The 20,615-nt window shown below is 47.8% G+C and carries 15 protein-coding genes and 2 pseudogenes; 4 read left to right on the top strand and 13 right to left on the bottom strand.

The window, feature by feature from the left end:
- Window positions 1-91: 91 nt before the first annotated feature.
- Entirely contained in the window at window positions 92-463 is a 372-nt protein-coding gene (locus QT990_RS28265) for a transcriptional regulator (protein WP_333301000.1), read from the bottom strand.
- Between the two features lie 182 nt (window positions 464-645).
- Between QT990_RS28265 and QT990_RS28260 the strand changes: the two genes are divergently transcribed.
- The gene (locus QT990_RS28260; RefSeq protein ID WP_333145109.1) at window positions 646-1,119 is read left to right on the top strand and encodes a hypothetical protein; all 474 of its coding nucleotides are present in this window, start codon (window positions 646-648) and stop codon (window positions 1,117-1,119) included.
- A gap of 672 nt (window positions 1,120-1,791) precedes the next feature.
- On the opposite strand, the gene QT990_RS28255 is transcribed toward QT990_RS28260, so the two are convergent.
- The 6 genes from QT990_RS28255 to QT990_RS28230 form a co-directional block, all read right to left on the bottom strand.
- On the bottom strand, window positions 1,792-3,666 hold the full coding sequence (locus QT990_RS28255; protein WP_333466040.1) for an Ig-like domain-containing protein: 1,875 nt from the start codon (window positions 3,664-3,666) through the stop codon (window positions 1,792-1,794).
- Window positions 3,667-3,879: 213 nt separating this feature from the next.
- Window positions 3,880-4,707, bottom strand: a complete 828-nt coding sequence (locus QT990_RS28250; RefSeq protein ID WP_333466039.1) for a sulfotransferase — start codon at window positions 4,705-4,707, stop codon at window positions 3,880-3,882.
- Window positions 4,708-5,603: 896 nt separating this feature from the next.
- Window positions 5,604-6,674 carry an aromatic ring-hydroxylating dioxygenase subunit alpha gene (locus QT990_RS28245; RefSeq protein WP_333466038.1) on the bottom strand — a complete coding sequence of 357 codons (1,071 nt, stop codon included), beginning with the start codon at window positions 6,672-6,674 and terminating at the stop codon, window positions 5,604-5,606.
- The gene (locus QT990_RS28240; protein WP_333466037.1) at window positions 6,674-7,360 is read right to left on the bottom strand and encodes a class I SAM-dependent methyltransferase; all 687 of its coding nucleotides are present in this window, start codon (window positions 7,358-7,360) and stop codon (window positions 6,674-6,676) included. Before QT990_RS28240 ends, QT990_RS28245 begins: the two co-directional genes overlap by 1 nt.
- Before the next feature lie 306 nt (window positions 7,361-7,666).
- Window positions 7,667-9,619: an FAD-dependent oxidoreductase gene (locus QT990_RS28235; protein WP_333466044.1), complete on the bottom strand. Its 1,953-nt coding sequence runs from the start codon at window positions 9,617-9,619 to the stop codon at window positions 7,667-7,669.
- 456 nt (window positions 9,620-10,075) lie between these two features.
- On the bottom strand, window positions 10,076-10,330 hold the full coding sequence (locus tag QT990_RS28230; protein WP_333145116.1) for a hypothetical protein: 255 nt from the start codon (window positions 10,328-10,330) through the stop codon (window positions 10,076-10,078).
- Window positions 10,331-10,809: 479 nt separating this feature from the next.
- Here QT990_RS28230 and QT990_RS28225 point away from each other — a divergent pair, with 479 nt between their 5' ends.
- Window positions 10,810-12,231, top strand: coding sequence for a CHAT domain-containing protein (locus tag QT990_RS28225; RefSeq protein WP_333145117.1), 1,422 nt, complete (start codon window positions 10,810-10,812; stop codon window positions 12,229-12,231).
- A 203-nt stretch (window positions 12,232-12,434) separates the two neighbouring features.
- On the opposite strand, the gene QT990_RS28220 is transcribed toward QT990_RS28225, so the two are convergent.
- Together QT990_RS28220 and QT990_RS28215 are read right to left on the bottom strand one after the other, a co-directional pair.
- Window positions 12,435-12,677, bottom strand: coding sequence for a hypothetical protein (locus tag QT990_RS28220; protein ID WP_333145118.1), 243 nt, complete (start codon window positions 12,675-12,677; stop codon window positions 12,435-12,437).
- A 102-nt stretch (window positions 12,678-12,779) separates the two neighbouring features.
- The gene (locus QT990_RS28215) at window positions 12,780-13,121 is read right to left on the bottom strand and encodes a hypothetical protein (RefSeq protein WP_333145119.1); all 342 of its coding nucleotides are present in this window, start codon (window positions 13,119-13,121) and stop codon (window positions 12,780-12,782) included.
- Between the two features lie 121 nt (window positions 13,122-13,242).
- Here QT990_RS28215 and QT990_RS28210 point away from each other — a divergent pair, with 121 nt between their 5' ends.
- Window positions 13,243-15,327 (top strand): hypothetical protein, encoded by a 2,085-nt coding sequence (locus QT990_RS28210; RefSeq protein WP_333413086.1) that lies wholly within the window; start codon window positions 13,243-13,245, stop codon window positions 15,325-15,327.
- Window positions 15,328-15,394: 67 nt separating this feature from the next.
- On the opposite strand, the pseudogene QT990_RS28205 reads toward QT990_RS28210, so the two are convergent.
- The 3 genes and pseudogenes from QT990_RS28205 to QT990_RS28195 form a co-directional block, all read right to left on the bottom strand.
- Window positions 15,395-16,101 (bottom strand): annotated as a pseudogene (locus QT990_RS28205) (IS1 family transposase).
- A 28-nt stretch (window positions 16,102-16,129) separates the two neighbouring features.
- Complete coding sequence (locus tag QT990_RS28200) at window positions 16,130-16,519, bottom strand: hypothetical protein (RefSeq protein ID WP_333413087.1); 390 nt, start codon at window positions 16,517-16,519, stop codon at window positions 16,130-16,132.
- Between the two features lie 54 nt (window positions 16,520-16,573).
- Window positions 16,574-16,783 (bottom strand): hypothetical protein, encoded by a 210-nt coding sequence (locus QT990_RS28195; RefSeq protein ID WP_333301002.1) that lies wholly within the window; start codon window positions 16,781-16,783, stop codon window positions 16,574-16,576.
- Between the two features lie 1,135 nt (window positions 16,784-17,918).
- Here QT990_RS28195 and QT990_RS28190 point away from each other — a divergent pair.
- Window positions 17,919-20,021 (top strand): iron uptake porin, encoded by a 2,103-nt coding sequence (locus QT990_RS28190; RefSeq protein WP_333145125.1) that lies wholly within the window; start codon window positions 17,919-17,921, stop codon window positions 20,019-20,021.
- 152 nt (window positions 20,022-20,173) lie between these two features.
- On the opposite strand, the pseudogene QT990_RS28185 reads toward QT990_RS28190, so the two are convergent.
- Window positions 20,174-20,538, bottom strand: a pseudogene (locus QT990_RS28185) (transposase); the annotation flags it as partial.
- Window positions 20,539-20,615 lie beyond the last annotated feature (77 nt).

Below are 20,615 nucleotides of genomic sequence, written 5' to 3'. Positions count from 1 at the left end.
TAATACCCGCAAACAATTTATATAAACCCGCCCCCACACAACCAATAATCTAGATTAACCTTTACTGCGATCGAAATAAGGCTACAATCTGCTAGAAATTAGCTGGTTCGGGCGATAATTCCGATTCCTCAATCTGCGTTGATTCCGAGTCAGCGGGCAACTCAGTATCTGCGACAGTAATTTCTAGTTTAAATCCTAACGCTTCGAGCAATTCTACCAAACTGTAAATTTCCGAACCGCCGCTTTCAGTCAGGATATTATCGAGTTTTTCGTGATGTTCTTTTGCTGAATCAGAAAGAGCATTCATCCTGATTTTAGCCTCAATTACCTTTCTGATGGCATTTCTCAGGAGTGCGGGTTCAGGGTCTTTTTCTTCTAAGATAGCCCCGATAAAACCAGCAGCGTGTTCGGCATCTTTGAGAGATTCAATTAGGGACTCGCGGTAGCTATCGCTGGTAGGCATTTTCATTGAATTTCGCGGGTTGTACTTCTATAATTTTATCGCAGTCGATCGGCAATTTCTCTCGTAAGTGCGATCGACAGTCCATTCAACAAGCAAATCATACTTAAGATAGAGGTATTCCAGCGACAAAATAGTAAACCTTGTTTGAGGAAACAAAGTTTAAATCAAACAGGGCATTGTGAATGAATTTTAAATCGATCGCAAAAACCAATCTACTATTCGGCAGCCTGATAATTAGCCTCGGATTGCAATCACTTCCAGCAGCAGCGCAATCAGTCACCGACGCGCAAGTTTCCGCCCTTGTAGAAGCGCTGCGACAAGCCGCCCCGCCACAAGCCGCAAATGACGGAATGTACAGTCAGTGGCAAGTTTTACCGAACAATATTTCCCGCTGGGCAAAATTCTGTACCAAACAAGATTTAACACCGCAACAATTTGAGGCCGACGCGACAAAAGCCAAATCAATTGTTACCTGTATCGTGGGCGATTTGCTGCGCGACGAATACAAAGCTAGCAGCAACAATGAATTAACCGCTGTACGCCGCGCCGCTTGCTGGTGGATGACAGGTGACTCCGCAGCTTGCAAAAGTGGGGCAACTGCTACTTATGCCGATAAAGTTATCAGCGTTTACCAGAAGCAGCAACCTAAAAAGTAAAGTTTGTGCTGGCGGAATTTAGATTTTTTTGACGGCAGCCCTACATTTTAGGGAATACCTGGACTCGGAGGAGTAACTTAAATACGGGCGCAAATGACCAAGAATTTCTTGATGGTACCCGCCACGTGATTTATCCGTGAATCAATCCAAAATCGAAAATCGAAAATCCTCAAGCCCCCGCATTTATCCGTGGGGTCGCCTCTAAAATCTAAAATCTAAAATCTAAAATCGATTGACGGCTGAAAAATTGCAGCATCGGTGCATTCTCAAGCGTTATTTTGATGCACGGCTCATTGATTGAGTTGAGTTGTCCTTTGATGCACTTTGGTTATATTAGTGGACGTGTTTTGAGATTCTCTGCCTTCTTCTCAATGGCGCGATTGCCGCTAGGTATATATCAATGAGAATCGATTGTTAAAAAGGCTTGATTCCGGCGATTCCGGTATTAGGTTTAAGGCAGCTTATCCGAGGAAAAGGCAAGCTCTGGGTTCGCCTGAGCTGCCTTGATTTCATCTCACTTTCACCTGGTTTGATTCGTAGCGCGATTTGAGCTTTTCATGAGAGATGTTTGGCCTTGAATTGATCGAGTCTGGGTCGAGGCAAAAATTAGCGTGGGGACGGGTCAGCCACAAGCGCTGCTGACCCGTCGGACTCAGCCGGTGCGCGCTTCTTCTAGACTGCGACGAAATTGGATGCCGTCAGAGTAGTCGTATTCACTCCCGTCAGGACAGCTAAAACCTCACTCCCCACACGAATCTGATTGCCGGAGAACGACAGTTGACCAAAGGTCAAACCGCCAGTCAGACCGATTTGGTCGCTCCCCAACTTGAAGTCAGTAATCGTATCAGTGCCCTCAAGAGCAGCAAATACAAACACATCAGAGCCGTTGCCACCCGTTAAGATGTCATTGCCGAGTCCACCCCTCAAGGTGTCAGAGCCATTGCCGCCATCGAGTAAGTCGTCACCCGCACTCCCGACTAGAAAGTCCTTACCATTGCCGCCAATCAAGGTATCGTTCCCGGCATTGCCGGTGAGAGCGTCCTCGCCATTGCCGCCGTTGATGGAGTCGTTCCCGGCATTCCCGGTGAGGGTGTCGTTCCCGCCGGTGCCATTTTGCACCGTACCAACCACAGGAGCAACGGCGACATTGACTAAAGCGCTAGCGGTGCCGCCCTTGCCATCACTAATGCTGTAATTAAAACTGGCACTGCCACTAAAGCCAGTCGTCGGGGTGAAGGTAATGTAGTCATCAGCACTGTTGCTGGGTGTGCCGTTATCGTTGAGAACGGCTGTGCCTCCTGTGAGGTTACTGACGCCAGTGAGGGTTAAGGGGTCCTTGTTGGCATCGGTGTCGTTAGCCAGTAGGGTAGCAACAGAGATTTTCAGTGCTGTGTTTTGAGTGGTACTTACTGTGTCGGCAGTGGCAACGGGGGCTTGGTTAGTAGGAGTAGCAGGTATTTGTGTACCGTAAACATCATCATTATTAGTTGCTGTTGCCGCATCATTCGCCGCACTGTTGCCGCTGAAGGTAGACGAACCCGTAAAATTGACGATGCCAAGGGTAGTCGGCATTCCCTGGTTATTACCGTTGGTATTGGTGGTGGACTGCATGACGAAGATTGCCCCACCTAAGCCCTGACCTGAGTTAGCTCCCGTCCCACCCGTAGCGGTATTGCCCGTAAAGGTGGTGTTGTTGAGGGTTAAAGAACCACTGCGGACAAAGATGCCCCCTCCTAGTCCAGCACCACCACTGCCGCCGCTGCCGCCGCCGTAGCCGCCTCTGCCAACGCCGTAGCCGCCGCTACCGCCGCCGCCGCCGAAGCCGCCGTCGCCGCCGTAGCCTCCGAAGCCGTCGCCGCCGCCGCCTCCGAAGCCGCCGCCGCCGCCGAATAGGTTTATTATGGCCGCCCCGTTGCTAAGATTGATGATGCCGCCACTGCCGCCGCCGCCGCCGAAGCCGCCGCTGCCACTCATGAAGGCACCGCCGAAGCCGCCGTAGTTGCCGTTGCCGCCGTAACCGCCCTCACCGCTTGAAGCATTGCCAAACAGTCCGCCGCCGCCGCTTGAAGCATTGCCAAACAGTCCGCCACCGCCCAGGCCGGTGCCAACGCCGCTGTTGCCGCCTTGTGCGATGTTATTAGTGAACGCAACATTGGTCAACGAAACATTGCCATCATAGAGGAACAAACCGCCCCCTAATCCACCGCCGCCGCCACCAGAGCCGCTATCTCCCCCTTCGGCCCGTCCATTGGTGATTGTCAAGTCAGAAATATTGACATTTCCTGACAGGATGAACAAGGAACGCACGTCGCCGCTGTCGGTGATGCCGTTATTATTTGCATCGCCGCTAATACTGTGGTTGTTACCCACAATATTGATATTGCTGTTCACTAGGGTTTTCATTACCCCAGCAATGCGGACATCGTTATTTAGAGTAATCGTGTCATCTCCTGCCAGTTGATTGGCTTGGAGAATTGCCCAACTCAGAGTACCTGTGGTATCGCCAAGACCGTTATCAGTAGTTTGGTTAACGATTAAATTAGACATTGTTTTCTTCCTTTTGTGTCAGTGAAATGAGTTAAACTGTTTTCCCTTGTCGGGGTGGATTTTGCCGAGAGGTGGTCTGTTCAACAGAGAGGTTGTCTGCTAAATCCGTCTCTACCAATCAAAAATGGCGTTGGAGTTAGAATCCGAATGAAATTTTTTTATTCAGGTTTTTAACACTCCTTCTCCTGGTGGTTTTTCGGAATTAATTGTTGCTTATTTTGGCTGAGCAACAATCAGATTTGCCAAACTATTGCTAGGCGTTGTCCAAAAAGACAAACCATTAAACTGGATAAATAAATCCGGTGGTAAAATCGTTTGGCGTTGTTGCAACTCGACTTTGGAACGGACTTTGTGCAGTCCTTTCAGGTTGAGTCGGTTGTCAAATTCTGGTTCGTCATATTGGACATTTTCAAAATCATGCTGGAACGGCTCCTCCTCTAGAAATTGATAAAATAAGCTCAATACTTTCTCAGGATTTTGGGCTAATAAGTCGTAATCGACTAACAATAGCCGCTCACTCTCTTCGCTATAAAAAGCTTCTTTGAGAGCGTTATAAGCAAAGCCTACTAAGCGTCCCCCTTGACTTAATGCCTCGGTGCGGGTGTAGACGGTGGCGCGTTCGGTGGGATTATTAAATAACTGGGAAACATCAAAGGAGTTTTTTCTGACTAGCCGTTCGATGCTGTCCATAATCCAGGCGACATTGCGGACGCAACAAATCACCTTTGCACCGGGAAATAGTTCTTTAATTAAGGACAATTTGCTGCACCAGAGGCGATTAGTGTCGAAGATGACGGCTTTTTCGGCTTGGGGCTGGTAATATGCCGAAAAAATACCCGAAATCATCGCTCTTTTTTGTTCTGGGCTGATGAAGACAGAATATTCATTGTCTTCACTCATCGCTTCCAGCATTCGGTTCACCAAACTACCGACAGGGGTACTCATGCTGGCGTGAAAGCGGGGATTTTGGCGTAGTAAGGCCGCGAGTAAGGTAGACCCGGAACGAGGCAGTCCGGAAATAAAATGGATTTTGGGAGACATGGGTTTAGTCTTGGTTATAGATCGAGATCATTAGGATTTCCGACTATTCGCGCACCCGACTCTATGTGCCTGTTGGGTCAGTCCTAATCAAGTTAGCGATCGCGCCAGCCCGGTTTTTGAGTTTTCGGCTTTGGCGGCATAGGAGTAAAGGAGGCGATCGCACATTGGCAGTGGGCGGGTATGGGGATTAAATCCGTAAACCAACCGATGAACTCCCGACACGCACCCGCCCTCACCCAAGTAGCAGTCTCTAAACCGTGACGAAATTGGATGCGGTCAGAGTCGTGTAAATAAAAAAGAGTGTTTGTTGTTTCCGCTGCTGGCTTTTAGCATTCGCTTCACAAAAAAACTAAGTGGAGATGCTCTCCCACCGTAGAAGCAAGGGTTTGGCTCAAGCAAAGCAGCCAGTAAATTTGAGCCTGAATGTAGCAGCCCTGAGCAAATATGGAGTTTTTAACGACTCATCATTAGGATTCTCCTGAGTGTAACTTGCATCTGCCAAAGGGGTGATTTTCCCTGTTAACTATACCCCTCAATATTATCTATTCAGATAGATGTCAGCGGAAAAATTTTTTCTAGCTTAGCAGGGGGATAGACCAGAGTCAACTATTCCCTCCCCTCAGAAGTGTTAAAAATTAATACAAAACTTTACATTTAAAGTCAAGGAACGATCGCATCGTTCCTTGACTTTAAATCCGGTTTACCTGTTCGGGGTTTCGGTGGCGGAAGTAGCGGTTTTAACGAATCGCACTGTTCGTTGCTTAAGTCTCGAAGGGTTGATGAGCGTTAACAGCTTGCGAGGCCTATTTTCTAGGATACAACGAGGCAAGAAAACACGCCCTAGCCTGTGCAGGCTGGTTCATTCGTCCCGCTGCCGGTTTCAATCTGATCCTGAATTATCCATTTTCTGCCTGACTTCTGATCAACTTTTGCACGCTGGCTAAAGCTCGATTTAATTCATAACTTTTTCTTTCTGAATCCTGCAAAAAAGCCTGCTGTTCTTCTTCAATCATTAACACATCCTGCCGCACCAAACCATCTAATAACTTTTGAGCCGCACCGAAACAACTATCTTTGATAAACCTGCGAAACCAAATCGGCAATTTGTGCAGCCGCCAAAACGCATTTAATGAGGTAAAATGAATTAAATAAGCGCGAGTTGCTGTCTCGCTCACCGGACAAACCAAGCAGTAAATCTTAAAATCGCTTCCCAAAGTTGAAACCCAGTGCGGGTAAACATAACTCACAGCCAGCGGTTCCGGGTGCAGTCGGCGCAAGGACTTAAAAAATAACTGAGAAATTGACCAAATTTTATCTATTTTGTAATAACTTTGTGCCTGATAGCGAGCAGTTACTTGATGCTCGTTTTCTTCTAAAGTATCTAACACCGGATTGGCCCAAGCTTGCCAATCATCGTGCAAGTGTCCGTGGTACATATCCATCAAGTTTTCAATTAAAAATGAATAGTGTGCCTGACAGTCGATGACTGAAACTGTGGCAATATAATTGAGATGTTCCCACTCTGGCAAATCCAGTAAATGAGTTTTTTCTGCTTGCGTTTCGTCGCCGGGAAACAGCCAGATAAAACCGTTTTGTTCCTTTACTGGATAGGAGCGAATTTTGCAGTTAGGTAGCTTTTGATTTTCTGCTAAATAATCGACTTCGGCGCATTCTCCCCTTGCATTTAACCGCCATCCGTGGTAAGCACATTCGATTAAATCGCCTTTAACTTGACCGTGGCTGAGTTTAACTTGCCGGTGCGGACATCTATCTTCTAAAGCGTTGATTTTGCCTGCACTGTCGCGGAAAAGTACGATCGCCCGATTCCAGATTTTCGCAGCTAGCGGCTGAGTTTTTACCTCGCTGCTGCGGGCGATCGCATACCAGCGATCGAGATTAATGCCCAACTCGCGGATGTGAGTTTTTTGTTCCCTTGCAGATACCGATTTTATCGCGTTGTTTTGCATTACAAATGTTCCCAAATTACGCCCATAAAACAACCCAATTTTACAAAATAACAGCCGGGAAAGCAACGACCGTAAATTTTTCTAAATCTCCGTTCTGACAAATACCTATCGCTAGCTAAATGCTTCAACCACCCTGGCGACAATCGAAATTTTAATAATCTTAAAGCATTGCGAAATCCGTAGGTGGAACAGTCGAGTCTAAAATCTCTCGTAGCACCTAATATGTAGCCTATTGTAGCCGGAGTCTCGACTTCTGATATATTATCTAAAAACACGATTTTTCCGCGCGGATTTAACATTTTTTTAATTGCATCAAGGGCGGCGGGGAGGTTGGGCAGGTGGTGAAAAGTGGCAGCACTAACTATTAAATCAAATTGGCGATCGAGCGCTAATTGACTGGCATCCATTTGGATGTATTCGATATTGGGGGCTGAGCGTTTTTGACGGGCTATCTCTAGCATTTTTGCTGACAAATCGACGGCTACAACATTATCGTAATACTGGGCTAATTCAAAAGCAAGAATTCCCGAACCGCAGCCAATATCTAATGCTGCACCTTTGCTAGTCGATAGGTTGTTAGTAAAGAAATCGTTCTGGTTTTGCAAGGTGGCGGCGAAATCGTATTCTGTTGCAAAAGCATCAAAGGTTACAGATTTATTGCGAATTTTGCAGTTACTATTTAGCATCTATTATTGCTTTATACTAATTCAATAATATTTTAACCGCATATCCACCCCCCTCAACGTAGATATTTTTTTTGTTGGCAAGCTCTGCCTTTTCCCCTCAGCGAAACCACCCCCACAAACCGTAACTCATCTTAAAAAAAGAATGCAACTGTAGGAAAGCTCCAAACCCTTTTTGAATCAGTCATTCCCATTTCTTCAAATCTAAAATCTAAAATCTAAAATCTAAACTGGTAGGGCTGGGGGCGGGTTTTACCGAGAATAGCAGCCAATAATTGACGATTTATAAAGCCCGCCCCGGTGCAAACCTTAGATTTTTAACACGCCTTCGGGATTCACCGTCAAGAGCGATCGCCTCTGCAAACCCTCCTGATATAAAATAGCATTAGCTGCCAACAAACCGCTGCTAACCGCCCTTTCCATTAAACCGCACGGAAACGGCATTTTCACCCAATCTCCCGCAAACAACAGATTCGGAACAGCACAGCAAGTTTCTGGTCTTTCCGCATAACTACCGGGCGGATATCCAGAGAAATTCTTTTGATTTACCAATTCCCGGTGCAGCATATTTGCCTCTTTTAATTCCGGTACAATTTCGTACAATTCTTCCTCAAAAGTAGCCAGCAAAACTTCCTGGTTTGGAAATTCCTTCTCCTTGTAACAATAAGCGTGCAGTTCCACTACACTACCGCCAGTTTTCTGATTCCACTCTATGAACTGATCCTGAATTTTGTGGTAAAGCGTAATGCTGTCAGTCAGTTTGTAGCCGGAAAGCGAACTGAAATTGCTGTGTTCCCAGGGAAATTCGCGATCGAACCAAAAACGGCCCACCGCAAACGGATCGGCTATTTTCAAACTCTCGATCCGGCTCTGCACCTGCGGATTCACCTCACCGCTGGTCAAACTAAACAAATGCTGCATCCCCGGAACATCTGCCGCCAAAACATAATAATCAGCCTTCAATGTTTCTCCCAAATTTTGCGGCTGCGATGGGTTAACCGCTGCTGCTAACTGTATTTCATCTGCTTTTTCATCGACTACCTTAAATCGAGGCAAATCCCGCTGAGCAGGCCCGCTCACAACCCGCCCTTCGGCATCAAAAACTGCCCCGTGACAAGGACAGTGAAATTGACCGTCATTTTGTTTCTGAACTGTGCAGCCTTGGTGAGTGCAGCTCAGAGAAATTGCCTCTTTTCCCGACGGTGCGGCGGCAAATACGCTGTCCCCAGCGCCGAAATATTCGGTAGAGTTGCTGTCGGTTAACAGCCTGTTTCGCTTCACCCAAAAAGGTATTTTACTTTGCACGTCTCCAGACTGGTAACTCAGAGAATTAATCTTGCCGTTTTCCCAGCGTATTTCACTGACTGCGACATCTGTCAATACTTTGCCGCCTTTGCTTTCAATGGCTCTGGCCATAGGCTGCACCAAACTCGTGCCCATATCTTGCCGCGTACCGTTGAATGCCAAACCCTCTGGATTTCCGAAAAAGTAAAAGTGGAAAAATTGCATTAATTCTCCCGCGCTCAATTCGTCTGGAGCGTTGAGGCTGGACTTGGCAAATGGCAGAAAATACAAGTCATAAAGCCCGCGCGGAAATTCACCTTTTACCCAGTCGGCCACTGATATATTGTCGAGGCGATCGAAACTTTTTTGAGTTTGAAAACCGCCGATTTCTCGGAATACTTGCCAGTGAGCGGGTTTTGTAAGATTGATTCCCCACTTGAGCCGATTGGGAGAAGATATCCCCAAGTCAACTATATTCCAGGGGAAAGCTGAATGGTTGGGACGGAAAACTTCGGGTTTGTATTTGCCGTCTCGAAACACAACGGCGTAGGATTCTAAAGATACAAAGTTATCAGTAATTTCTAGTTCTTCAACCACACTTTTGAGGTTGTAGTATTGCGGAAAAAAACCGTGGAAACCGTGTTCCATCATAAAAGTTTCGTTCCCGACTTGTATCGGCCAACTAGCAATTTTGCCGCCGAGTTGGGGCGATTTGTCCAGCAGCGTCACGGCGAAACCCCGCTGACTGAGCTCGTAAGCACAGGCGAGCCCGGCCAAGCCTCCGCCTACAACTGCAACGGTTTTGCGGTTATTCAGCATTCGCGGCAAGTCAATAGAATCTTGCACAAAAACGGCGGGCTCTGGCTTGGAAAATCGAGAGTAGCCCAGCAGCCCGCCGGCGGCACCGACTCCGAGGAATTTGAGGGCGGTTCTTCGAGAAACTGGTTGGGATAGCGGTGAATTGGTTGATTGACTCATCAGCGGTACGCGGTAACGGGCTTTAAACACAAATACGCCATAAGGCATATATCATAGACCGAAATCAGGATATGTGAAGAAATACTAAGACACATCCCCCAATCGGATCGCGATCCTCTTCGAGGGCTTCGCTAACGCACCGTGCCAAGTTCGATCGCACACAATGTATAGCGGAAGGAAGCAGGCTTCAGTTATCTAGGAGAGAAACCAGAAAAAAGAAGGAAAAAGCGATCGACCGCATAGCGTAAAATCCTCTAAATAATTAAGTGTTTTTATTTATGTTGATCAACTCTTGGCAACCGCCGCCAATGATTCTAAAAAACTAGGAGATTTTCGGCAAAATCTTAGGCCAAAGGCAGTCTCGACGAATTGTAATAAATAACCGCGTAGATATCCGATGCCAAACAATTAATCAGTCGAGCTTTAAGTAAGTTGGCGCGAAAAAACCTAACTATTTTAAAATAAGTAAATACAGAGAATATATCTACTGAGGTAACTCAATATATCGGCGATCGATGCAGGGTATTCCTCACTTAATACCAAGACAAAACTCGATTCAACCTGAGAAGTGCGGATGTGTCGAAAAAATTCAAAGATGCCTGTAGAGGTAATGCCGGTTAAACTCACATCTTGCACCATTCTTAAGAACGGGCAAGATGCCCGTTCCACAAAAGATGAATTTTTTGTGGAACAGGCATCTTGCCTGTTCATAAAAGGATTATTGAGAAGGGTGCAACCTCTCAGTTAAATGTACTTGGCTGCTAGGTAAAAAACAGGACTTACTACGTGAAGAAACCGGGTTTTTGCGTAAGTCCGGCTTATGCAAAACCCCTGCATAATTTACAAAAATTTATATAAATCGCGAATTTCTGGGTGCGGGGACTCTGTTGGTGCTAATATCCACACCCTAGGGTAGATATTTGGGGTTGGTATTGAATGCTAAAATCGTGCGGCGATCGCCAGCACAGTCAATCGATTTTAGATTTTAGATTTTAGATTTTAGATTTTAGATTTTAGAATTGACCCCACGGATAAATACGTTCGGCAAGTTTCATCGGATACAGGTTTTTTATTTCTGGACGGATGAATCACGTGGCGGGTATCCTGGATGCTTTCGGTCAAAATACCCAGCCACATCCAAACTTTTGCCAACTGCTGCCGCCAACGGCGCCCTTAACCGCCCCAAAATCATGCACTACCAATCCCAGCAGCAACGCCAAAAACACACGACTCAGAAAAAAATTAAAAAAGCTATTTTTTACTGTTTGATAGCAATATTTTTCTGCTGGAGCACCGCGAACCTCGCTACAATTGCCCAAAACACAGCCCAGGGCGGGCCGGGCGGGCAAGAAATGAGAAATTTGCTCGATCGGGGCAACCTCACCGAAGCCGTAACCAGAATCGAACAAAACTGGGAAGAAGACTATCAAAAATACTTTGAACAAGACTTTGCAGCCCGTGCGAAAACCGCTGAAGCAATATCAAAAACTCTCTCCCGTCTAGCAGTTCAAACCAAGAAAAAACCAGCTTTAATTTACGCCATCCCGCGCACTGACCAACTAGAATTAATCTTAATATTGCCCGATCGCCCGCCCATTCTCCGCAGCGTCCCCGAAGCCAAACAAGAGAAACTGCTCTCAGTAGTCAAAGAATTCGGCAGCGAAATCACCAACCCAGTAAAACTCAACACCACCAGCTATCTAGCACCAGCCCAACAACTCTACAAATGGATAGTTGCACCCCTAGAAACAGATTTGCAAACAGCAAAAATTGAAACCTTGCTGTTCTGCGTCGGCGCAGGTTTGCGAACCGTACCCCTAGCAGCAATGCACGACGGAAAGCAATTTCTGATCCAAAAATACAGCCTCTCCCGCATCCCCGCCTTCAAACTCACAGACAGCAATTACACCGACCTCAGAAACGTGCAAGTTCTAGCAATGGGAGCATCAGATTTCGCAGAAACGGCGAACAAAGAACCTCTGCCAGCAGTTCCGTTAGAACTAGGTGCGATCGCCCGACAGTGGCCCGGTCAATCCTTTCTCAACCAAGACTTCACCATAGTAAACTTGCAATCCCAGCGACTGCAACAAAAATACGGAATCATCCACCTCGCCACCCACGCCGAATTCCGCCCTGGAACCCCAAATAATTCCTACATTCAATTTTGGGACACCCAACTCGGTCTCGATCAAATGAGAGATTTAAAATGGAACAATCCGCCCCTCGAACTATTAGTATTAAGCGCCTGTAGAACCGCCTTGGGAGACAAAGAAGCAGAACTAGGATTTGCAGGTTTAGCGCTGCAATCGGGAGCAAAATCAGCCCTCGCCAGCCTGTGGTACGTCAGCGATGCGGGGACTCTCGCCTTGATGACAGAGTTTTACCAGCAGTTAAAAATCAGCAGGCCAAACGACCCTCCAATCATTAAAGCTGAAGCAATGCGGCAAGCACAAATCGCTGCGATCGAAGGCAAAGTGACGATCGAAGGCGGTCAACTGCGAAGTGCGCGAGGCGACATTCCCTTGCCCCCCTCCATCCCCAAACTCGACAGCAAAGATTTATCCCATCCTTACTACTGGGCAGCTTTCAGCATTATCGGCAGTCCTTGGTAAGTTATATCAATTCCGGCGGCTGCGCCGGAATGATCAGCGAGGACACGGCAGTGCCGTTTCCCTACGCCAGATTTATTGTAGGGACTTAGGCACTCGCCGTATCCTGATTTCGGGTGATATTAATTCCGATGCAACCGGAATTGATATAAGTCCCGACTTAGATGCGCCTGGACTTATCGCCTATGAGGCCCGCCCAATTTCGACTAGGCTTTGCGCGACGATCGGCGAATCAGGACACTTATCACTTGTCCCGGCTGTGCGCCTCGCTGTGGCGGACTCCAATCGCCAACAGCCGCAAATCCCAGCCGATATAAGGTGTGGATGGTTTCTAACACGGCCTTGCGGGAACCTAAAACCGTGATTTGCACGACTTCTTGTTCGGATGCTGCTGAGTCGGAATTTGGACGCTCGGACAAGTTATCGTCAGGCAAGAATTCCTGTGACATAATATGGTCTCCTGGTTTTTGGTTTTTTTCTAGAAAAACCCAAAAACCCAGCCGCCCCGCACGGTAACGCAAGCAGGGCGGCTACAGAGAATGCTACGATTCTCAACTAGCCTCCATACTGGTGTACTCAGTTTGGCGGTTAGCTGTCCATTGCTGCTGGTAACAGCTTTGGGCAGTGCAACTAGATTTTCGGGCGACGCGGGCTGCTTCCTCTGCAAGCAAAGCAACCTTAATTTCACAGCGTAGCCGCTTTGGGGGGCAGCCGTCAATCGATATGAGATTTTTGATGTGAGATGCTACCAGATGTTTGGTAAGTTGATCGCTGACAGGGAGACGATCGCACTGCGCGATAATTGTACGTAATATCCGTAGGGAAACGACGTTGCCTTGTCCGGTGCAAGGCTGTACCGACGATCGCAAGGAAGACTTTACGGGAGCGCGCAAGCAGGGCTCTTGACCGAGACAGATGATAGGCTATACAACATAAAGTAATTTAATATCTGTAGCTGTCGCTCAATAAACCACCAACTTGCGATCGAGCGGGAGCCTTCAAGGGGAAACAACAATGAAAAAATTAGAATTTTTGCTACAGAAAGAGGGCGATCGCGCCTGGTTGCCCCTAGAAACCTCCGACGTGGAAATTCTAGAAGGTAAATACCGCGTGGTTGCTCGCATTCAGCACCCCAACACCGACATCGAAATTCGCGTTACCCATACCTCCTTCGACCAAGGGGCGCAGCGGAAAGTCCAAAGCCGATCGGCCCGCACCAACCCCGAAGGATTAGTCGTGATCATTCCCTACACCAGGCTCAAACCCGGACTGTGGGAACTCTCCTGCTTGCCAGATCCCAAATCAACACCACTAAAACCTTGGCAGTACGGCGTTCAGTTGGAAGTATTGCCCGCAGAATCGGAAACCTCCGAACCCCTACCGCCGATCAACCAAATCGAACCTGCTGCTTCCACCGTAGCCCCACAAATTGCAGCACCGGTCGATCCCCCAGCCCCACAAATCGCAGCATCGGTCGATCGCCCCGCCCCACAAATCCCAGCAGCCGCTGAGGCACCGCAGCAAACCAAAATCTACCAATTCCCAATTCCCCAAACCCCCGAACCAAAACCGGGCGTCCAACTCGAACTCCTCCTCGATCGAGAAACCTTCGTCACCCAACTCGGTCGCCCCTTAATCATTTCCGGCAAAATCGACATTCCCCAACACCCCCAACAAAGCAGAAAAACAGCAACTCTCATCCCCGAATCCGAAGCGCTAGAACTCAAACAACTCATCGGTTCAGCACAACTGCAAATTTACCTGCGTGACCCCCAAACCTCAAAAATTCTCGCAGAAATCCAGCAGCCGATGCCAGAACAAGTTCCCCCCTGCATCTTTGCTTGCGTCACCTACATCCCAACCGAGTGCAAAAGCCGACTCATTTTAGGAGAAGCAATTCTCAGCAGCGGCGGCGTCACCCTAGCCACCAAACTATTCACAATTACAGCCCGTTTAGAGCACCTTCTAGAGGAAATTAAAGACAATTTCCTCGAAGAAAAGCATCAAGCCGAACCCTCCCCAACAGCCTCAAAACAGCCTGGAAGCGCCAAAAATCTATCCTTCCTCAAGCTAGTAGAAAAATCATTAGACCCTCCCTCCCCCGCCGAAGTCCCAAGCAAGGAAGCCCTACCCCCTCTACTGGCTTCGCGTCAAACCCCAAGTGTAGGCGGTCTAGAATTGCCCGCATTCGGTAACAAACTGCCCGACAGCAGCCGATCGCAATTGCTCTCGGAAATCTCCGATTCGCCTCGAACTGCCCCAGACTCGCTCGACCCACAAACCAAACCCTCCGACATCCCAAATCCCACTCAAACAGCCGAAATCGGAGCGATCGACCAAAAACCCGAAAACAGCCCTGAATTAAAAACAACAGCCCCAGAAACCCCGCCAGCACCCACAAAACAGGCATTTCAAACCTTAAACGTCCAAAATAGATTTTGGTCGCGACTGAGTTCCCTAGCCAGCAACGGCGAATCCCCCGACTGGCTGAAAGCAACCACCCTGTCACCAACTCCAACAGCCGCCGCCAATAGCAGCGACGAAATTGCCGTTGTGGAAGAAAGCAGCGCAACCCAGCAGCAACCCGAAACCAGCGAAACAATTTCCGATCCCAAATCTACTAGCCCGGAAGCCAGAGAATTTGTGGTTTTTGACGAGCCCCCGCAGCCGAAACAAGTTGCTCAAAAAACCGCAACTGTCGTCGCAGAAGGAACTCCCCCAACTCCCTACGTTTTGCCAGAAGACGAGTTAGTACCGATGCCCATTTTGGAATTGCCACGCGCCGAAATTATCGCGGGCCAGGCTGTAAAAGTGCAAGTGCAACTCCCGGAATTAATGCCCCGGATTTATGTGAAAGTTTGGGTGTACGATCGGCAAACCTACCTGATTCTCGACGGGCCGCGCTGGATTACCGAATTTAAAGCTAACGGGTTTGGAAATGTTAGAGCAAGTGTCGAGTTAGAGATTCCCTACGGCTGCATGGAAGTCGAATTTGAGGCGATCGCCGTCGAAATGCAAACTCAGCGGGAAAGCCACAAAATAAGCGTTCACCGCCAAGTTTTACCGCCAGCCGGGCCAACTTTACCCCTCGAAGGGTAAGCCCAAATCCGCGTGCATCCCCGTTCATCCGCTAACATCTGCGGTTAAAAAATCCGGCGTTGCTGAATCAAGGTATGAATGCTCCAGGAATGGGAATATCGTGAAATTTCAAGTAATGTATTAATAACTTAATAGAATGCTTGAGCATTTTCTCACATTTAGAATAACAAAGAGTCTTGCGATGTAGTCTGGCTATCCGGATGTCTTAGTCTTGTATTTTCCCCTTCTAAGGAGTGTCATATAAGTCTTACTGATAATGTGATCCCATCAGGAATAAACATGGGATATACAGACCATCCATCAGTTACAGAAAAGTAGCATTTCTATGCACTTACTTTGTCCCATAATGGTTCAAATGTCTTAGCACACACGATCCCCTAATACCCATCCTAAAATTCCTGGTTGAAAGTGGTCAACCGCTGTCCACAACCAGATTTTGTTTGTTTTTTTTTACATAAGTTTGTAATTCATCGAGTTCACCAACTTCTGGAATTACTTCAGGGTCATAAACATCTGGTAACAGTTTTCCGACTGGTTTTACCCAATTTATTACGCCCGGTATGATGAACTCCCTTAACTCGTTCTATCGCCCGTAAACCCATACCATTGACGTACATTTTTAGGCAATCACGTTTGATGCTCTCGCTATAACCAAGGGTGGGGTTCATACTGATTAATGAATTGACGACAACATTGGACACAAATGTGATTCGGTTTTCCTTTCTTCTTGCCGTTTTTACGGATATGGGTTGATTTACATTCTGGGCATTGCATAAATTATTCCTCCTATTCATACTCTAACTCAGCAACGCCGAAAATACTTTTTGACTCCCGGAATGTTAAATAAAAATTCCGTGAGATCCGCATCCGAGTAATCGTTACAAGGCAGGTCAATAATAAAGTCGAAGTCTTGAGAATTAGCAAATTTGAGAACATCTCGCCAAACAATTCTATCTGCATCCATCACGAGAAAATTTTGCCAAGGACTTTCCCAAAAGGGAATCATATGACTTTTTCCCCAACCAAAGCTTCTTTTTCTCAGAAGTGGCTCAGAGACGCTATCGTGATTAATGACGCGCACTCCGTAAGCTTTTTCTAGGGGAGTCACGGAAAACGTACCGTCAATCAACAGGCAGATGGGAACATCTCCCAGGAAATATCGGATGCTAGCACAGCAACCCTTTGCAAACAAATAATCTTGGTCGCAGCAAGCAATAATAACCCCAAAATCTTCCGTAAACCGTCACTATTTTACTAACTTGCCTAGCCACAGCGTTTCGGTTTTTTGTTCTGAAAGCAGCTCGATTTTCAACTTTTGCATTTTAGCCAGCAGCTTAGCACTAAACTTCTGCGATCGCCCGTAGACAAAAACATCGCTAAAACCCCTAGGAATATTGGGTATAGTTGGTCTGTCAAACAACTGAGCTCGACGGCGCGCTTCCGGGTCAAGCAACACCAACTGCAGCCGCACTCAAACAACAAAAAAGTTGTGTTAAAATAGCGGGAAATTAAACCCGCCGACGGGCAGTCTCAAAAATGGCGATCGCCCTGGCAAGTCCCGACGGCAGCGGGCATCAAAAAACCAAAATGGGTCAAGCCTGAACTTGGGTTTCGATCGGGTCAATCTACCAGCCTTGAGGTCTCAGTTCCCCACTCATGGCGTGAAAATAGCCCCTGCCGGGTCGCGAGGTTTAAAGTTAGGTTAAAAAGCTTGACATTATAGGATATAAAGCTGTATAAGGGATGCGACACGCAGCCACAATCCTACCTATAACTGTCTGTTAAGTCTGGCGTAACCGAGAACTCTGGGCAGTTGTCAGTTAGAGGCAGATTGTGGTCGAACCCCTAGAACCAGTTGTCGCTCGCCCCCAGAGCAACTCAAGCAAGTCGGGCGATCGAGAGCAATTGCTAGGATGATATTTTCCTAGACTTTTAGGTAATACTCATAACAATTGGTGTAGACTGAAGTAGCCTGCATAAAACCATCAGTAATGATGACTTGGACTTTCTCTCACTTCTCTCAAGCTTTCGCTTGAGAGCATCTCTGTAATCCTTGCGGTTCGAGGTTGGTCAAAACCAGTGAAGAATACACCTCCAAAATTTGTGCAAAATACGGTGAGAGCCATAAAAGTTAGGTGGCTCTAAAATTTTTAAAGGCCCCAACTGTGGTTAGAAAACACCCAGTTTGAGTAGCGCTTTAGGGATTTTCCTTAAAGCTTTGTGAGATACCACCATGCTCTGGGACTTGTCTGATGAGTGTGCTATATTCGGATTCTCTCAGGTTGTCGGAGATTGTCTGGATTAAAAGTATCAGATGAAATTAGCAGGTGATGGTATAATCAACCGTAATGTAATGTGGGCTTGACCTGAATTGATGCCTGGGCGGTACAAGGGCCCAGCCCGCTACGTTCAAGCAGAAGTAGACACGCCTACTGTGAATCAACGGTGAATCAACGGTGAATCAACGGTGAATCAACAGTTATGGATAGGTTCTATTTTGGCAGTTATTGTCAACAGGCAAGCAACCACAAAAATTAGCAGTTGGGAATTGCTGCTCGTCGAGTTGAATAGAGTGTGAAGGTGTGAGGAAAATGAACAGAACTTTTTGGAATTTACTGCTAGTATCCCCGGCAATTCTGGGGCTATCATCAGTCATGAGTGCCACTGCGATCGCCGCAGAAGTGACCGCAACCGCTGAAGCCAACCAGGTAGCTACAGCTCAGTCATCTGAGTCAAAAATTGCAGAAATAGTTGGAGAAATAGTTGCAGAACCAGTTGCAGCAGCCCCTGCTGCCCCAGAAAAGCTGGCTTTAAACAGCAGCGTCGAAGCGGCCCAAACCCCGCTCGTCAACGAAGCAGACGCTGAAAAACTCGCCTTAATCGAACCACAAACCAGCGAAGCAGCACTGCAAACAACACTGCAAACAACAGGGAGCGACATCGAGTTAGCAGCCCCAATCGCTCCGGCCAGCGCGGCAGCAGCGACTGAACCCCTAGCAGCAGCAGGCACAGCCGAACCGGCTCCCCAAGCATCAGACTTGGCAGTGCAAAGCAGCCAGACAGAAGTTGCGGGGAAAATTGAAGTGCCAGCAGTAGCCAGCACCCCAGCTACTACCCCAGCTACTACCCCAGCTACTAAGGTAGAAATTGCTCAGACACCAGCCGCCGGAATGGGCGGTCCGATCGTCCCTGTCGCTCCCCAAGCGCTGCCGGCCCAACAGTCGGGAACCATGTCCCAGGTGACATCAGTCTCTCAGCTCTCCGACGTGCGCCCGACAGATTGGGCATTCCAAGCCCTGCAATCCCTAGTCGAACGCTACAGTTGTATCGTAGGTTATCCCGACGGCACCTACCGCGGCAACCGCGCCCTGACTCGCTACGAATTTGCAGCCGGCGTCAACGCTTGCTTAGACAACATAACCAAACTAATTGGGTCAACAGGTAACTTGGTTACCCGAGACGACTTAGCCATCCTGCAACGCCTGCAAGAAGAATTTGCAGCCGAACTCGCTACCCTGCGCGGACGAGTAGACGGCCTAGAAGCTCGCACCGCAGAACTCGAAGCCAACCAGTTCTCCACCACAACCAAATTGGCTGGAGAAGCCATTTTTGCCGTCAGCGACACCTTCGGAGATGGTGTCGGCCTTCACGACGACAAAACCTCTACCAACTTCGGCTACCGGGTGCGGTTGAACTTCAACACCAGCTTCACCGGTCGAGACTTACTCAGAACCCGCTTGCAAGCAGTCAACACCGCCCGCTACGATAGAGCCACGGCTACTGGTACCAACATGGCTCGCTTGGCCTTTGACGGCGATGATGGCAGCCAATTCACACTAGACGAAGTGTACTATCGGTTCCCGATGGGTGCCGCTACAGTCTTTGTCGGTCCTAAAGGACTTGACCTAGATGAAATTGCAGACCAAGCTTCTACCTTTGGTAACTCTACGAGTTCGGGTTCACTTTCCAGATTTGGAGTACGCAACCCGGCAGTATTCCGCGGCCCGCAGGGAGCAGGCGCAAGTGTGACTTTCAACTTGGGCAGCTTCCGAGCTACTGCGGGCTATCTCGCTGGCGACAGCGACGCTCCCAACCCCGCAAACGGCAGGGGCGTTTTCAACGGTTCTTTCAGCGCTCTGGGTCAGATAGGCTTTTTTAGCAGACCGTTTGACTTGGGCTTGACTTACACCCGGAAATACAATCGGGCAGGCGATGTTAACCTCATGGGCGGCGTCGGCAGTGCCTTGGCTAACCAGCCATTCGATCGACCAGCCACTGCTACCGAGCCCAGATTTCAACCACCCACTGCATCAGATAACTTTGGCGTGCAAGTTAACTTCAAACCCAGCAGTCGCTTTCAGATTGGCGGTTGGTACGGTTATACCAAGGCTGAACAACTGCGGGGTGGCAAGAATGACGCTACCATCCAGAATGGTGCTATCACTGTGGCCCTGGGAGATTTTGCCCGACAAGGCAACGTCCTCGGCTTCGTCTTCGGTGTACCGCCAAAAGTTACCGAGAGTGATGTCGCCAGAAACCGCAACACCTCTTATCACTTAGAGGGTTTCTATCGCTTCCAAGTCAATGACTTTATTTCGGTGACACCGGGCGTTTACGTGATTCTGAATCCCGAACACAACAACAGAAACGAGGATATCTGGGTCGGACTCCTCCGTACAACCTTTAGTTTCTAAGGTTTCCAGACATCTAGTTACAGCTAAAAGCGGCAGGCGACTGCCGCTTTTATTTAGGGCTTGCTGAATAATCGATCGCAAACTAAGAACAGGAGTGATCGATATATTCAAGCAGAGTTATATATAAGTTTTTTCGGTATCAAGTCCCCCAATTATAATTGGGGATTATCTTCAACCCAAAAACAGGTGTTCTTTTTCCAAATAGACAGAAAAACACACAAAAAACCCGGCGCCACCAGGAAGCATCGGTTCATAACCAAAAAAGTAATTGCAATAACCGTACCAGAGGTATTATCAAGTTTAGCCATAACTCTATTGAGACCGAATCTTCTTTTCCGCAAGCCCCAAACTTTCCCTCTATTGCATTTCTAATTCTTTCATCTTCTAAAGCTTGCTTCTTTTTTGCTTTACTCACATTTGCTGGGGGTCTTCCTAGAGGTGGCCCACTAATTCTAATGCCTCTTTCTTTACACCATGCTCGGTTTTCTCTTGTACGGTAAATGCGATCGGCATGAACCATTGGTGACAAGTTAAGACTTAATTGCATTTGTCAATCAGTAATATTACTCAAAAAACTGCTTTTTTAGGAGTGGA

It is taken from the genome of Microcoleus sp. T3_B1 (assembly GCF_036700445.1).
Classification (GTDB): Bacteria; Cyanobacteriota; Cyanobacteriia; order Cyanobacteriales; family Microcoleaceae; genus Microcoleus.
The sequence above is the reverse complement of the archived record's forward strand: the minus strand, read 5'-3'. Positions and strand labels throughout refer to the sequence as shown.